This is a genomic window from Pseudoalteromonas sp. SANK 73390 (assembly GCF_054966645.1).
In genome coordinates this window covers 1-15791 of sequence record NZ_ARPN01000109.1, presented here as the reverse complement: position 1 = coordinate 15791, position 15791 = coordinate 1, and the positions used below count along the sequence as shown (strand labels likewise).

Genomic DNA, 15791 nt, shown 5'->3' with positions numbered 1-15791 from the left:
TTTTATGGCCTTTTTTGTTTAGTAAATTGCTGAAATTGTTTATCGATGTAGCGTTTTAAAGACTTTTCTAATTGCGCAACTTGCCCATCGCTTGCCACCGCACTGGTGGCTGAATTAGAGTTTTGAGCCTGCGTATCATCAACATCCGATTCATTTTGCTCAGATAAACTTGCTTTGACCCGAATGGCATCACATTGAATTTCCATCAGTACACCTTGTCTTTAATGTGTTAAGTAAAAGGAATAGGCACCGTCACCAAGTTTTGATAACTAAAAGAAATAGACTCGATGAGCACATCATTACGCGTCGCATCTAAACTGTCCCACTCCCAACTTTCCATAAATGCACGAGTAACGAGCCATGCTTTTGTTGGTAAGTTATTGTCATTCAGTAAGGTGATTAAAATGTCATTACGAACCGCAAATTGATGCCACTGCGGCAAGCTAATAAAGTTTGTTAGCTCCAAAGTACTACCGGTGCGCAGCACCCCACGCTTCAAGGTTAAGGTTCGTGTTTGTTTGTTACTGCCCACCGTTGCCCGATTACCGTCATACTCAATACTGCGATTAACTTTAAGGCCACTGATCTCCTTAAAGAAAATATCTATAGGATTAGGTATGGCTGCTGATGTGATCAAAGCAGCAAAGCGATACCCCACCATAGGTGTTGTAAGTTCTTGAATCATAGTAATGTCCAAAAAGGGCACACATGTGCCCAAGACAAGGAGAATAAAAATTAGTGGAATTCGATCTTAATGTCGTCTGCCATCATTTCTAACGATTCAACACTGGCTTCGTTTGAACCACCATTGATACTCGGCGCAGTAAGCTTTTTAGGGAAAGCATTAATGACCTTCCAAGTAACTAATGGCTGCGAGCGGTCTTCGTTAGTTAAAGAAATCGTAATGTCTTTTTTATCAACCAAATTTAAGCTGATAGACGAGATCCAATCATAGAACTGGCTCTTTTGACGCACTAAACCACGTTTAAGGGTGATGTTCACATCTGCTGGTTGCCCAGGCATATGCTTTTTACCGTAGCCATCTTTATAAGTGATGGTTTCAACGCCAATGTCTAAACCTGATACTTCAGAGAACGGAATGCTCTCTTCGCCAAAGCTCACGACAAATCGATACACCGGGATCGGATATTCTGCTGCGATGTCTGCTGCTGTAGTAGCCATAAAAACTCCAAAAAATAATAATTCCTGTGGCTTAAGCGGGTAAGCCACTTTGATAACAATAAAATAAGAAAAGATTGGTTGAGAAACCCAGTAAACGTATAAATCAGAGCCTCAACCAATCTAGGTTGGGTTCGTTAGCCCTCTAGGCTCTTATGTGAGAAGGTCAATACAATGAATTCTGCAGGGCGTACTGCAGCTAAGCCGATTTCGATATTCATAATGCCGTTGTTGATGTCATCCTCAGTCATAGTTTGTCCTAGGCCGACGTTGACAAAGAAAGCTTGATCAGGAGACTCACCAAAAAATGCACCTTGACGCCATAAGTTTTCAAGGTAACTTTCAATCATGGTTTTAAGCTTTAACCAAGTAAATGGCGTGTTTGGCTCAAATACGGCAAATTGCGTGGCTTTTTGAATCGACTCTTCAACCATATTAAATAGGCGGCGAACGGAGACATAACGCCATTCGTTGTCGTTACCAGCAAGTGTACGTGCGCCCCACACTAAAGTGCCTTTACCCACAAAAGTACGAATTGCATTGATTGATTTACCCGAAGTGGCATCTACGTTGAGGTTTTCTTGCTCTGTGCTGTCTATCGCAAGCGTTGGCGCAAGTACCTGAGATAAAGCGATGTTAGCCGGCGCTTTCCATACGCCACGGTCTTTGTCGGTTTTTGCAATCACGCCTGCAATGGCAGGTGAAGGAGGAAGCACAAGGTAATTTTTTGCAAGTGCCGCTTTAGCTTGGTTATAAATTTGTGCGTTATAATCAGGATTAGTATCTACATCTTCACCCAGTGTAGCTAACGTCACATCTTTATAAGTTATAGCACTAGTTACAGGGTCAGTTGACGCCATCACTTTAACTTTCACGCTTGCTTCATCATAACTACGTGCCATAGTCGTCGTTAAGTATGGATAGTAAGAGGCACCATATTTTAAGCCCTGCGTGACTTTAGCGCGCAAGCGCTCAGAGTCATGGCCGATGGCTGTTTTTCCATCAGGTGTTTCTTGCATTTGCACATCAACCAGTGCAAAGCGGTCCATACGTTTTTCGGCATGTTTAAGGGCTTTATTTTGCACCTCATAGTGGCCGACCTCATCTAGACCAATGGCTTCAGGCGATGAAATAAGAGTAACTTCATCGACTTTGTTTAACAGCTCAATACCAGCGCTATAAGCCTCTTTTGACGCCATCGTGCCAGCTGCACCAATTGATACCACATAACATGCACCACCACCATTGGCAAAAAAGTGGCTCACTGCTTGGTGCAAAAAGAACATAGCGCCATCAAGTTTGGCAGCTGTGGTGTCTGTAGCGTCGACATTGGTAATATCATATCCTGTAGAGCTTGGCATTAACGTGAAGCTCTCTTTATATGGGCCGCCAAAGTTTGCTTCAAATTGCACCATGCTGGTAATACGCACTGGCTTATTTAAGAAGTTAGCCGCATCACCGGCTTCATTTAGCTTAGTCGTGTGACCAATAAATGCTGGAATAGCCGTTGCCACCTCAGCAACTGACGGCGGTAGAATTGATTTTTCTCTAACGTAGACGTCAGGGGTTTTATATTGAGACATAGTATTTCCTTTAGTTAATAGAACGCATTCTTAAACGCCGAAATGGCAAGAATTTTGGATTGAGCACCAAGCAAGTCTTTTATCAATGCCTACCCACCAAATAAAAATGGATAAACGGCTGGCGGGCCCTACTTAGTGCTCAAAAGACTTTATGGGTGACCCCACGGCTCCGCCTCATCAGTCACAACTGATGGTGAGTTTTTTTCAAATTGTGCAATGAAGACGAAGCGCTAAGAGATATGTGAAAAATAAAATGTAAAACAAACTTAAATAAAATTTTTTAACCGTGCTATCGAGCTACACCTTGTAGTTTTTCAACCGTTCGTAAACCCGCTAACCCCAGCATAGCTAACGTTAGCTCCATCATGGCATCAAGCGGTAATTGTGGCGTGCCCACCTCTGGCCACAACCATTGCAATATGGGGTTAATCACAAAAGCAAATAAAAAGCCTAACCCACACACCCACATTAAAAAAGGCCGCGCACCCGCCACCCATAAACTGCGGTGCGATGCTTGTACCTGGTTAATTTTGCTTTGTACAAGGTTGGGTTGCTGCGCCACGCGTTGTTTGAGGATTTCTAAATTTAGCGCTTCTTCGTCGCTGGTAAATAGCTCATCGAGTATTGACCCAATTGCATTGATAGGTTCTTGTGCCTTGGAAGAAAATAAAGCCGATAACAACCCCATTACGACCTCCTGTTAAAGTTAAATAAGCTGGCATAGTGTTAAAACGCGCTTTAGGCAACCGTAAGCTTGGTTTGCCCTGCATCGGTAAACTCGATCGTGATATTAATCATCGGTGCAGGGTCGGGCACGCCTTGTGGGTTTTGCGCGGGCTTTGATACTTGCAACAGCGCCATTATTTGTGTGTCTTTAGTAACAAGCGCGGTCTTAGATTTTCCCTTAACCGTTAAATTGGGCTTGCCTGAAATTGCTTTACCCATGGCAATACCACCCTTAAAAGCAGCGTTATCGTAATTTGATTGAAATTTTTGCAACCACTGCTTTACATCATCTTCAGTAAGTACGGCTTTTTTACCTTGAGACAACTTATTCTTAGTCGCGGTGGGAATTTTATCGCTGGTTTTAACCAATTGCTGCGCACCATTAACTGTAATTTTAATAGCGGCACCGTCTACACATACAAGCGGCATACTGATCCTTTATAACAAAATACGGGCTGGTAACTTACAGACGTTTAAATATGATATGTGTGAAAAATAACCACTGCATTCATAACCGCAATATCAAAAAATTCACTTTAAAAGGAACAAATGTAGGCTTATTGTATATATTCACAATTTAAATACATTTAATTAAACAAGGGTTTAAAAATGAAACAATTCGCACTGGTAATTGCATTAGGATTTATAAGCTACCATACTGCCGCCTCACACATAGTGTATGACACGGATGGCAACGCAAGCCGTGTTACTTACTACAGCAATGCGCCAATTGATGCTATGGTAACGCAATCAAGTTCAGCTTATGACTTAATCATTTACACGCCGCATTTCACTAACCCCACTCCCTGCCACAGTGCCGCCGTTTACGATCAAAATACCGATGTGTTAATTAATGTGCTGTCTGTAAATTACAAAACATTATCAGGTCAAATCCCTGCAGGGCATGAGCACAAAGCCAAATACGTTCAAGCCAACTGTACCGATGAACAAGGCAACAGCAAAACTCTTAGACATAACATTGCACCAGCTCCTAAAGTAACTTTAACCAGTCAATTGAGTGTAGGTAATTGGCAATATTCAGATGGTTTTAACCCAGGTTACTATGACAGCGTTGTCTATCAAGCTTTGATAAACATTGATAACGGAGAGAAAAATGGTAATTGTTTATCTGGCTCGCTAGTCGGGCAAACACCTACCTTGCTTAATGAACGCCATCGTTTTGGTTTTTATAGTGATGTGATAAGTGTAAACGGAGAAGCAAAATATAACGCACGCGCTGGTGTTCTGGTCAATGAAATATTATGTAAAAGCACTGGCGGCACAACCCGTGTAGTAGAAGTTTGGAATATTAGTGAACAACAACAAAACCGTGAGGTAACAGTTGAAGTATTTTAAGCACTCAACCAAGACTTGAAATACTCCAATAATAACAATTCTTATCAAGCGGCTTACTATAACGATGAATTAAGCCGCTTTTATTTTGCTATTACCAAAACGTCTAAAAGAGATATTAAACCGAGGCCCTGTCGTGCTATCACCTTTGACAAGCGCGTGCTCATATATATCTTGAAAGCCTTTACCCATAATCAATAAAGAACCACTTTCTAAAGTAACGCTATGCTGTTCATCATGGTTAGTTTGCGAGCGAATTAAAAACTCGCGCTGCGCACCCAAACTGATTGAAGCAATTACATCAGTGGAGCCAAAAGCAGGTAAGTCACTGTGAAAGCCTAAACTTTCTTCCCCATCTTGGTAGTACAGGCACACCGCCACGGCTAACTCGCAACCCGTAAGTTTAACAATTTCCTGACGCAGCTGCTCAAGCAATTCAAAGCTGGTTGCTTGTCTGCCATGATGTAATGCAAAACCCCCAGATTCGGCCAATTGCGTGTCTAAAAAAATCATTCGCCATGGCAAGATTTGCTTTTGTGATCCATCGGGAAAGTCTATCACCTCAGGCTCTGATAGATCATAATTGTCCATCAGAAACTCAAACAAAGCCTTACTTTGCGATGGCGACATAAATTGTGAGTAATAATGCGCATCACACGTTAGTGGTAATTTCATGACCTATTCCTTTAACAAACTCTGAATGTCAGTAGCAGCATACCAGTATTTTGAATAAATGGGATTTTAAGGCTCGATTTAAGCTGGTTAGAGATAGCTTCTAAGCACCTGCTATCAAAACCACATCGCGCGCTATATTACCCAAAACCTGTCAGTTTTTATGCAAAAAAGCTAAAGTAACCTAGATAAACTTACTTCCTTATTTAAATTAGCTATTCACCGTTGTTTTATTTTCATTGTAAATATAGGATGATAAGTTCAATTGTTAATAATAAAGTAATTCAAGGAAGTTCTATGACTCAATACGACGAATATAAAGTAATTCATGTAGTTGAAGGTGGCTGTGGTACGTTACTACTGGGTTCAAGCGGCCTGCCACTCAAAAAGCTAGAAGCAACTCTTAACCATGAAGCCCAAGATGGTTGGCAACTTGTATTCCAAGTAATAGAAAATAAACGCTTTTTGCTGTTTTGGAGCCGCGAAGCCGTTATTTTAACACTCGGACGAAAACGTGCTTAAGCATTTGGCCCTCTGTGCCATTCGCACATATCAAGCCAATGGCGGAGCCAAAGCACATTTTAATTTATCTTGTAACTTTACCCCGTCATGCTCGGAGTATACGCATCAAGCCATTAGTAAATATGGCCTATGTAAGGGCTTATGGTGGGGGTTTAAGCGCATTCGCCGTTGCAATGACCCTGACTGTATTGATGTAAAGTCTGACCCTCTACCTTAGGACAAATAATAATGGATGATACAAGTTTAAGAGCCAGAGAAGAGGCGCTACGTGACGACGTTTCGTCATTATCAAAAGACGCTCGCAAACGCTATTACCAGCTTGAACAAAAGCTTGTCAAAGACCCAGATACGTATGCCGTGTTAAATTACTTTTTTGCCGCAGGATTACACCACTTCTACCTCGGAAAATTGCTTCGTGGTTTTATAAATTTGATACTCATGCTGATAGGCTTAGCGACCTTTGCTATTGGTGGCTGGGTTCTCATAGTATTGGTTTTTTTAATTGAACTACCGCAGCTATTTAGAAGCCAGAAAATAGTCAGCAAGCATAATATTAAAGTAATGGAAGACGTTATTCATGAACTCAAGCCTAGAGACTAGAATTAACGCACAGCAGCAAAAACAATGGTTATGGATAATAGTCAGTGCCTTAGTGGTGGTATTATTTGCAGGCTACCAATTTTACACCCAATCAATTCCTTATCTGGCTGAGAAAATCGCCGCCGCCATTCCCAAATCGATTTATCAAGCCATAGATGAAAATAGCCTGACCACATTAGATGATTCAGAGCTTAAGAATACCAAGCTAAGCGAGGTAAAACAGCAAGAATTCAAACTACTATTTGATAAATTAGTCAAAGATAAAGCAGATAGTGAACGTGAGTTTAAGTTAAAATTTCGCAATTGGAATGACCAAGCAAATGCCATGGCACTAGCTAATGGTACTATTGTGATAACCGACGCGATGGTTAATCTCGCTACTGATCAGCAAGAACTAAGCGCCGTGTTGCTGCATGAAATTGGCCATGTTGAACACAACCATGTGATGGAATCGCTTGTGAGTTCATCGATTGTGTACGTGAGTTTATCTTTTTTGCTCGGAGACATTTCTGCCGTCTCAAATATCGCACTACAAGGCACGGTAGTAGGTATACACAACAGCTATTCAAGACATGCAGAGCTTGAAGCAGACAAATATGCTTTAACTAAACTCAATGCGCTATACGGCAGCGACCAAGCAATCAAATCCGTCTTATCAAAACTAAAAAAAGAGCATAACAGTGAGTTCAGCTGGTTAAGCACACACCCAAGTTTTGAAGAGCGTATAAAGCAGCTCAAACGAGATTAAAATATCACGCGCTGATCCTCCACCTTATAGTTACTCCTCCGTCCAAAGTTTAAAGGGAGCATTAACCGCTCCCTTAATTTATTTAAAAATTAAGCAGGATGCTCTACCATTGTATTTTAGTAAGCTAATAGCCCCCACCTAAGCATGCAAACAATAACTCGAAGGTTAAACTTCGTCTGCAGGCATTACTTTCATATCAACAGACTGAATGTTTTCCGTTCGCGCTTCACCAAACCGAATACTTGACCCAGGCATTAATAATACCTCCTCCTCTTGAGGATACTTCGAGAACGGTGCGATATCTTTACCACCTCTACCACTTAGTGCAAGTTCAACTAAGACAGGTCTTTTATTATCTGACGCACCAGACTTTTTCGCAAAACCTGCTGCTCTGCTCCTATCACGGCTATAACTAGCAAAGGTATTATTTTTCAATGTACTATTTTGCGTATAGGTGCCATATACATTAAACATACTATTTACCTCCCAGTCACCACGGTAAACTGTAGCGCCATTAACCGCAGGTAAATTAGATAACCCTTCAACCGTCATATTTGCTTGTAGTAGTAATTCTGGGTAAATATCTTCGACAAGTTTATCAAGCCATGGACTGAGCACATCTTTACGTAAAGCACGTTTACCTTCATCGTTCATTGCCATATTTGTTGGCTTCAACAAATTAATATTAGCCATTTGCGGGGTTAATATATCAATCCACTCAACGGGGAGGTTTGCTTGGACGGCATCAATCACAGCATCTAACTTGCCACGAATGATATATTTTGATGTTACTGCATTAAGGCCAAAGCCAGGGCTAGACATAACTGCGTTAAGCAAAGAGTGAAGACTACTGGTATACCCGGTGATTGCTATCGCGTGAGCTTTACTCACATTGGGATGCGCAGCTGCCTCTTTAGCATGCTTTTTAACACCAAGGTCAGCAACATCTGGAGTAGGTGACTTTAAATGCTCTTTTGAAGTATCATGTTGCTGAGCAAGACGGCTATATATAACCTCATGCGGGAACATCCGATCATCCGCAACATTCGCTCTCAACTCTGTCGTATTAAGCGGTGCAACCTGCATATACATTCGAATAACATCATTCATGCGAACCGCTTCATCATCAGGTTTAACGCCTGCAATATGTGACCCGCGTAAAATCTCATATAATGTATGATCATAAGAGGTCAGCATCCAACCTAGTATAGCCAAGCGAAAATCAACTAAGCTGCTCCCTGTACTTAACCACTCAAATGTTTTCAACATTCGTGTTGTAGTACCTGACAACCCAGCAACAAGCGGCATTCTCATTTGTTCATGGAACTTTTGATACCAACCATTATCAGGGCTAATTTCATAATACACATGACCTTCATACCAAGGCAGCTGACGATTTGTTGTGTTATTTCGTCTAAAATCGGCCTCCGACGTACCGAATACGCGACTAACAAAACCTCTGTCGTCCTGTGGAAAAGCGTATGCTAGTTCGCGATCTGATAAAGGCGTACCTAAATCAGCATAATTTTTTGGTGTATGGCGTAGGTTATCTCTGGACAAATCACTTCTTTTTTTACGATCTGATTGACTTTGTCCTAGCTCCACAGAGTCCGCAATGGATGATTGATAACTTAAGTGCCCTAAGCCATAAATATCTCTATCAAAGTTATGTGATTTCTCGTCATCAGCTTTATCTTTATTTCTGTATGTTTCACCACTTCTTAACCACTCAACTTGACTACCTTCATGCCACTGTCTTTGCTCTTGTAACGCAGCGGCATTTAAATTGAGATCCGTTGCAACTTTGGCATTGCCATTAAACACTATATCTTGAACTATAGCTTTAAAACCTTTATTAACGCTTTCTCCAAATCCAGCAGTAAAATAAGCTGCGTTGTAAAATGCCGTCATACGTTCTCGTAGGTTGCCATTATTAAGTACATTCAGCATTTGAGCTGTATTTATATTTAACCCAACTTGGCCCGCACTATGTATATCGTCTTTTAGAAAAGCTCGTCTGACTACCTCATCGACAGTATCAGCATCATCAGCGCGATAATAATTATCGATGACTGTATGTAACTTATTTATACCTGCAGTTAATGCTGCACTTGCATTGGCGTGATTATATGCGTACCCACCTAAACGCTTTTCATATGCCTCAGCTTCTGTAAACCATTCGGGGCTTGCGAGAACTTTATGATATCCACTTTCAAAAGGGCGTTCGTCTCGCTCTAATCTCTGTATTACACCGCTAGAATTACGACTAGTACTCTTCCTTTGTACTGTGTGACGCCGTTTATTCGCTTGGTTGCGAGCCTTACTTTTGAACTTTCTCTGTGTGGTAACACTGCGAAGAACACTCGACTCACTTTCCTTTCGCTGCCCATTATTGATAATTCCAATATTGGAGTAATCTATCGCGCTCACTTTACTTTCTTTCGCTTTGTGAGTTTGTTTATACATATGTTTATCCTATCGATTGCTTTTGCCCTGTAACATAAGTGAAAGGCTAATAAGAGAAGGTCATGAAGATGCGATAAGGCATCGGTTTAGGTGGATGTGGTGGTGTAATACAACACCCCTTTTGATGGGAAGAGCTCTAACAAACTTGCAAGAGCCACTTACTAAATATTGGAACCACTTGATGTTAACAAAGCGTTCGGCTGATAGATCCAAGCCAGCAAAGGGGTTGGTATGAATCAGTAGGCTCTGATTGGATGGGTTTATCGATCACTTGATTTAATCATTCGCCTAGCACGTGAGCCACTAAAAGGTTGGTCATTAAGTTGAACCACAGTTTCTGTTATTATTCGATAGCCACGCTGCTGGCACCAAGTATTTTGTGGAGCGAACGCTTGGGGTAAGGCTACTTACCTAGAACCAGATGGGTGGCTGGTGCGGATAATTACTCCAGCCCCGCCAGCGTAGACTGCCCACCTTATTTATCTTGTTACTTAATAGTATCTACTATTACTGCAGGAATCTTGGTATAACCGGCCTCAACAGATGCTTCAATTCTGTTTCGTCCATCCATGGGCTCATATTTCCCCTCCCCTTTTGGCACCACTTTTATTGGTGGTAAAAAACCTCCATTAATTGCTTTTCTTATACTTTCCATCTTCTCAGGCTGGATATTACCCATGTGCATATATGATATATTTGATATATTTATTAACATATGCTCCTCTGTTGTTTTGTAGTGCTCAAGACCTTCTTCCTCCGCATATAAAGGAACCCATTTTTTATTTTCTAAATCATAATATTCTCCATCCCACATAACTGTGGTAGGGTTTGATACGTTTGAAGTGTCGTATAAATTTTCCCCATATTCTTCCGTTAATTTTTCATTTATTGTAAGTTGCAATCCAGGAAACGCCTTGTCTATCCACACACCTTCTACTTTTTCTGGATACCTTTGTACTATTTGTTGATTTCCATTTACTGCTTTTTGATTCGCTATATCTTTTATTTTTCTTTGCGAAATAGCTTCTGGTCGATTATCTACAAACCCGAAACCTTGCTTCACGTTACGTTTCTTTTGAGCAACAGAATTAGCAACCTGCCTAATTTTATTCTCTTTAGGCTTCTCTACTTGTGCATACATTTCTCAAACCTTTTAAATTTATTTTTAATGGTTGTTATTGGCTGTTTTCAATTGCCTATAACAATTAGGCTAAAGGACGTTTTAATGGCTTTTAGGTTTTGTTATAGGTTTTTAAACGTTAATTTTATTTGTTAATAGAAGTGGTTTCGATGTACTCCATATTGCTTTCATAAAATACAACCAACTCTGATCGTCCTTTTCCATGATCTGCCCAAGCGCCATAAATATTAGGAAACAATCGAACCCAGTCACGATCGTCTGGTGCAAATGGGCTTTGGGGTCATGAGCTTTGGGGTCAGGTCCTGAGATATAGCTGAGATATGGCTGAGATATGGCTGAGATATGGTTGAACCCTGAGATACAAATATTTAATATAAATGTTGGGCATACATTTCTGCGTTATCTACCCTTACGCTGTGAACGGATGCACCTCCCACCTGCGGTCTCAAATCCATATCAATGAATTCCGGAGCCGGATTACGGCAGTACACATGATTTTTCAAAGCAGGGTCAACGTTACCCTGATGACTGTATGAAAAACCAGCGTTATACACAGGAGTCACAGTATAAGTATACACTGTGCCTGGGTTAGCATTGATTATTCCCGCAATAGTATTTTCCTCAGCAAGCATATCGTAGCCGTTTGTTTTAGCAGTCATTGTAACCAGATTATTCTGAGTGCCAACACCGCCAAATTGCTTTCCAATTAAATGCCCTCTTTCATGATGGTGCGGCTTGGTTTGCCCATGACTATTAGGATTATTAACAGCGTCTGCATCAAGGCACCAACCTGGTAAATTGTATTGACCAGGTGACTGCCCTGCTGCTAGTGGCGCTTGAACGTCAACAGACGAGGCGTTAGGTGCATTGTAATTGGGATTGGTTATAACTCTTTGTATCGGGCAATTTTGTAAACTTTCTCCAAGCGAATTATTGTCATTTCTCCTTGCCTGAAAAGGTCTCACCTGATTCACCTTGGGACTGTTACCTACCACCTCTTTTAGCTTCTTTTGCGCAACAGCTTCAGGTCGATTATCAACAAACCCAAACCCTTGCCTCATACCATTTGTCTTCTGAGCAGCAGAGTTAGCTACCGCTCTACTTCTATTCTCTTTCTGCTTTTCTACTTGTGCATACATATATCAAACCTTTTTAATTTTATTTAGTGATTGCAGTAGGCTCTTTTCAATTGCCTATAACAACCCAAGTAAAAGCTAATGGTTTTTATCTTGACTATCTCATTATCATTTTATTGCTCATTAGCACCCGCTCTTTATTTAAAAAAGTGCAAGCTATTGCGCCGCAGCTTTTTCATTGCTACAAATCGTCAATTTCACCTAATAGTGATGAAGTTTTATTAAATCCCTTTATTGTCATATGTGTGTATATCCGTGATTTTAAAACTAGAATGCACTAAAGCGTGTCCTAGTAGCGCTAATGTATATTTCAAATCTGTACCCGCTCTAATAGATGGGTAAGTCGTCGGTTTAGATATGAAAAGACAGTAAATCTAAAGTGTTAGACGTTGCATTACTACCTGATGTCCTCTAACGAGTTCTCTGATGCTTTTCGCGGATAGATTAATTGGTGTTTTCTTTTAAGGAAAAGTACTCAAAAAAGAAGGGTCAAATCACTTGCTTCACAATACTTAACATAGACCCAAAAATCACATACTCTCAGCCCTTGCGCCTATCACATCGGCTTCATGTTCAAGTTTTGGGTCATCATTCACCGCTTGTCCTGCAAACTGGGTAGTGGCTTGTACTCGGCCTTGCATTTGTTGGCCAATGTGTGCCAGTTCGTGACCTAGGTGTCGGTCTTGACCGGGGCTGATGTGTACTTCGCTGCCTTGAGCATAGGCGTGGGCGTTAAGTTGCGCGGGCTTGGATGAGTTGGTATGCACGTTTACATGGCTTAAATCAACGCCCATCATGCTGCCTACGTTATCTTTTAAGCGTGCTTCTCTGCTCATGCTTTGGCGTTGAATGGGGAGAGTTTCATGCTCTTGCTGTTCATTGTTAAGTGACTGATACATATTGATTCCTTGCTAGAAAGTGGTGTTAGGGGGTTGATTGCCATTCGTTTAGAGATCCTGAGCTGCGTCAGGGTGACAAAATAGCGTCTATTTGTAGTGGCAAAGTAAATTTGTGTGCTTTCGTCATTCTGAACTTATTTCAGAATCTCGTTGCATTGAGGCATTCGCGGTTCTGTTAAAAATGCAATTTGGGTGTAGCACTAATAAGTAAAAAATATGCGCTGTTAACGCATTTTAATAATGTAACGAATGGGTTGAATGGGGTTGTCCACCAACGCTGCTAAGTTTGGTGTGCCGTTTAGGCCGTCGCAGGCTAAAAAACCGTCGGGTATTTGTGCGCCGCAGTAAAGTAAAATGCTACCAATCGGTAAGCTCACTGATTGGGTATTTCCATAAGCAGTATTTTGGCTTGCGGGTGCGTTATACGCTTGGCTTGTTGGTGTTGTGGCACTTGAAGTAGGGGCACCAAGTAGCTGCCCCTCAACAACTAAATCACCTTGAATACACACACTTTGTTGAAAAACAGTGTTGGCTTGATGGTGTTCCGGCAGTGAAAAGGTCAGTATTTGCCCCGCTGCCGACGACTGTTTGATAATGCCATCATCGCTTTGAATAAGCGCCGCATCTAAAAACTCAGCAAATTGCGCCTGAGTGGGTTTTGCCCCAGTAATAAAATAGCGCTTTAGCCGTTCACGTAGTGTGGTAAACATAGGTTATGGATAATTAAGGATTGGACACAATGACACGTTCTTGCCATATGTCACTCGAGAGGCTAAGAATACTGTGTTTTTGTACTAAGTCGTTTTCTACGAGCTTAAGCACAACAACAGCAACATCACCTAAATAGCGTTTTAAAGCAGGGTCTAGATCGTACGTTTTAAAACCAGAACCATCATCAAAAATGGTGATTGGATAAATACCGCGTTCGGGGCCATTTTTAACCAAAAAGTAATCACCTACGTAAAACTCTGTTACGCCAAACATGGCTGGATCAATCGGGCTCGTTGGCAAGTCATCACTTGCAGCAACAACACGACCAGCATAGCCCAGTACATCAGCAATATCCTCTAAACGATGTAAGTCTGTTGATTGCATATCAAGGTATTGATTCATATCAGCACGCACTTGGTAAATAGCACTGTTGAGTAAATTTAAGCTTTTAGCTTTGTTACTATCACGAGCACTAAGTTCTTCTAGTTTTTGTATAACATTTACAAAATTATTCATAGGGTTTTCCTTTAGGAGGGTTTTCTAGTTGAAGTGGCAGGTTGCTTGCTAAAACGATAAACCTGCGAAGAGATAAATATCGAAATGATAATTACTGAGGTGGTATTTTATTAGCAGGAATATTAATGACCTGCATCACATTACCTTGCTGAGCATGAGTGAGTGTAAAAGTGCCATTGATGTAGCTAAGAGCTATATTATTTGTATCTGCAATTGCAAATAACTGCTCATGATTCAATACAAGTATTTGGCCTTTGTTAAATACGGGGTCAATAGTTTCTTCAGACAGGTCTAACAAGGTAAAATAATTTTTATAATTGCCATTTTCTAGGGTGCTAAAAACTACTGCTACTTTGTCATTACCAATATAGTCAATAAAACAATCAATAATGTTGATTTCACTTTGTATTCCAGCAATTAAAAACTCTATTATAGTCGGATCAGACGTAAAGAAATTATCCTCAGAATTATAAGAAATTGAAATAGAACCAGCACCTCCATTTATGAGTATAATGCGGCTACTAGGTTGGCGAATAAATATACCATTATACTCATTCTCAGTTATGCTCTGCTGTGATTCTGGAATTAAAGTACTGTTAGGAACACGGTAAGTAACAGTGTTTGTTAGTACCCTAAACGCTGACCCATCATTAACAAACATAGTTTGTACATCACTAAAATCTAGTTCATCAAAATTGGCCTGTGGGTCCATACGAATAATCACAGACCCTTTGGATTCTAAACCACTATCTAACTCTAATAAAACATATAAATACACTGGGTCACTATAAATGTCTTTGATAGTAAATGTGCTCGCCATTTTTTCTATATTATGACTACTTGAAGGCTCTGATAAATTAAAAGGTGCATTAATATGTGTAAATTCATGACTATAAAAGTTAAGCGCATTATCAACAAGGTCAATCGCATACAGCTTATCTTTGAAATTATACAAATATAAGTCTTGACTTGGTTGAGTAAAAGCAAGTAATCCTGAACTGCCAAAATTAAGGTCCCATAAACCTAACTTCTCTCGCATTACATATTTATTCGCATTATACGATACTGTAAAGTAGCGATAGTCTTGTAGCTGCGCAACTCCATACTTTCCCATATGAGAAAGTGGCTTTAGATCTCTAAAACCATATTTATCAACAAAATTAAATGGCACTTCCATTTCTCTCAGGTGTGCTTTGAGTGAACGGGAAAACCACTCATCAAAGTTCCAGCTATCGCCTTTTTCTGACATTACATTTGAATTGATTTGCCCCAAAATAAGCTGAGATGCGTCTAGGTTGGTTAACTGTGAACCATCACCTGTAAATACGCCCGCTTGAATATAGGAATCTGTAACAGCGCCTTCTTGGGTTAAATCTATTTGCGAAGGTAAGTGTTCGTTAGCAAGGTTAGTCACCTGTGCACCATCACCTATCAACATGCCATTGATTTCACCGGCTTGAATGCTTGAATCAGTCACCATGCCACTTTGGGTTAAATCAATGTGTGATGGTAAATGCTCGTTGGCAAGATTAGTAACTT

Annotated in this window: 19 protein-coding genes; 5 read left to right on the top strand and 14 right to left on the bottom strand. The window is 40.7% G+C overall.

Annotation, left to right across the window (positions count from 1 at the left end; all coding sequences use genetic code 11):
• Window positions 1–2 precede the first annotated feature (2 nt).
• The 6 genes from SANK73390_RS14170 to SANK73390_RS14145 form a co-directional block, all read right to left on the bottom strand.
• Complete coding sequence (locus tag SANK73390_RS14170) at window positions 3–206, bottom strand: hypothetical protein (protein ID WP_462766704.1); 204 nt, start codon at window positions 204–206, stop codon at window positions 3–5.
• A gap of 23 nt (window positions 207–229) precedes the next feature.
• Window positions 230–685: a phage tail protein gene (locus tag SANK73390_RS14165; RefSeq protein ID WP_261592119.1), complete on the bottom strand. Its 456-nt coding sequence runs from the start codon at window positions 683–685 to the stop codon at window positions 230–232.
• 50 nt (window positions 686–735) lie between these two features.
• Window positions 736–1182 (bottom strand): phage tail protein, encoded by a 447-nt coding sequence (locus SANK73390_RS14160; RefSeq protein WP_119860781.1) that lies wholly within the window; start codon window positions 1180–1182, stop codon window positions 736–738.
• A 134-nt stretch (window positions 1183–1316) separates the two neighbouring features.
• Window positions 1317–2762 (bottom strand): phage tail sheath family protein, encoded by a 1446-nt coding sequence (locus SANK73390_RS14155; RefSeq protein WP_462766703.1) that lies wholly within the window; start codon window positions 2760–2762, stop codon window positions 1317–1319.
• Window positions 2763–3051: 289 nt separating this feature from the next.
• On the bottom strand, window positions 3052–3450 hold the full coding sequence (locus SANK73390_RS14150; RefSeq protein ID WP_462766702.1) for a 3TM-type holin: 399 nt from the start codon (window positions 3448–3450) through the stop codon (window positions 3052–3054).
• Between the two features lie 50 nt (window positions 3451–3500).
• The gene (locus tag SANK73390_RS14145; protein ID WP_462766701.1) at window positions 3501–3917 is read right to left on the bottom strand and encodes a hypothetical protein; all 417 of its coding nucleotides are present in this window, start codon (window positions 3915–3917) and stop codon (window positions 3501–3503) included.
• 180 nt (window positions 3918–4097) lie between these two features.
• Here SANK73390_RS14145 and SANK73390_RS14140 point away from each other — a divergent pair, with 180 nt between their 5' ends.
• Window positions 4098–4844: a hypothetical protein gene (locus SANK73390_RS14140; protein WP_462766699.1), complete on the top strand. Its 747-nt coding sequence runs from the start codon at window positions 4098–4100 to the stop codon at window positions 4842–4844.
• Between the two features lie 69 nt (window positions 4845–4913).
• Here SANK73390_RS14140 and SANK73390_RS14135 read toward each other — a convergent pair whose 3' ends face one another.
• Window positions 4914–5516, bottom strand: coding sequence for an alpha-ketoglutarate-dependent dioxygenase AlkB (locus tag SANK73390_RS14135; protein WP_462766697.1), 603 nt, complete (start codon window positions 5514–5516; stop codon window positions 4914–4916).
• Window positions 5517–5810: 294 nt separating this feature from the next.
• Here SANK73390_RS14135 and SANK73390_RS14130 point away from each other — a divergent pair, with 294 nt between their 5' ends.
• The 4 genes from SANK73390_RS14130 to SANK73390_RS14115 are packed head-to-tail and all read left to right on the top strand — an operon-like array spanning window position 5811 to window position 7383.
• Window positions 5811–6035, top strand: a complete 225-nt coding sequence (locus SANK73390_RS14130) for a DUF4177 domain-containing protein (protein WP_261592113.1) — start codon at window positions 5811–5813, stop codon at window positions 6033–6035.
• Window positions 6028–6252 (top strand): membrane protein insertion efficiency factor YidD, encoded by a 225-nt coding sequence (yidD, locus tag SANK73390_RS14125; protein WP_462766695.1) that lies wholly within the window; start codon window positions 6028–6030, stop codon window positions 6250–6252. Before SANK73390_RS14130 ends, yidD begins: the two co-directional genes overlap by 8 nt.
• Before the next feature lie 11 nt (window positions 6253–6263).
• Window positions 6264–6635: a TM2 domain-containing protein gene (locus SANK73390_RS14120; protein ID WP_462766693.1), complete on the top strand. Its 372-nt coding sequence runs from the start codon at window positions 6264–6266 to the stop codon at window positions 6633–6635.
• The gene (locus tag SANK73390_RS14115; protein WP_462766691.1) at window positions 6613–7383 is read left to right on the top strand and encodes a M48 family metallopeptidase; all 771 of its coding nucleotides are present in this window, start codon (window positions 6613–6615) and stop codon (window positions 7381–7383) included. The genes SANK73390_RS14120 and SANK73390_RS14115 overlap by 23 nt, the downstream gene beginning before the upstream one ends.
• Before the next feature lie 165 nt (window positions 7384–7548).
• Here the strand turns inward: SANK73390_RS14115 and SANK73390_RS14110 are convergent, their stop codons facing one another.
• The 7 genes from SANK73390_RS14110 to SANK73390_RS14080 form a co-directional block, all read right to left on the bottom strand.
• Window positions 7549–9849: an ADP-ribosyltransferase family protein gene (locus tag SANK73390_RS14110; protein WP_462766689.1), complete on the bottom strand. Its 2301-nt coding sequence runs from the start codon at window positions 9847–9849 to the stop codon at window positions 7549–7551.
• Between the two features lie 487 nt (window positions 9850–10336).
• Window positions 10337–10990, bottom strand: coding sequence for a ParB N-terminal domain-containing protein (locus tag SANK73390_RS14105; RefSeq protein ID WP_462766687.1), 654 nt, complete (start codon window positions 10988–10990; stop codon window positions 10337–10339).
• Window positions 10991–11358: 368 nt separating this feature from the next.
• Window positions 11359–12129 carry a DNA/RNA non-specific endonuclease gene (locus SANK73390_RS14100; RefSeq protein ID WP_462766685.1) on the bottom strand — a complete coding sequence of 257 codons (771 nt, stop codon included), beginning with the start codon at window positions 12127–12129 and terminating at the stop codon, window positions 11359–11361.
• Window positions 12130–12656: 527 nt separating this feature from the next.
• Window positions 12657–13025, bottom strand: coding sequence for an eCIS core domain-containing protein (locus SANK73390_RS14095; RefSeq protein ID WP_462766683.1), 369 nt, complete (start codon window positions 13023–13025; stop codon window positions 12657–12659).
• A 224-nt stretch (window positions 13026–13249) separates the two neighbouring features.
• Window positions 13250–13735, bottom strand: coding sequence for a hypothetical protein (locus SANK73390_RS14090; protein ID WP_462766681.1), 486 nt, complete (start codon window positions 13733–13735; stop codon window positions 13250–13252).
• Between the two features lie 13 nt (window positions 13736–13748).
• Window positions 13749–14252 carry a hypothetical protein gene (locus tag SANK73390_RS14085; protein WP_462766680.1) on the bottom strand — a complete coding sequence of 168 codons (504 nt, stop codon included), beginning with the start codon at window positions 14250–14252 and terminating at the stop codon, window positions 13749–13751.
• A 91-nt stretch (window positions 14253–14343) separates the two neighbouring features.
• On the bottom strand, window positions 14344–15791 hold a 1448-nt coding region (locus SANK73390_RS14080), incomplete at its 5' end, for a hypothetical protein (protein WP_462766678.1).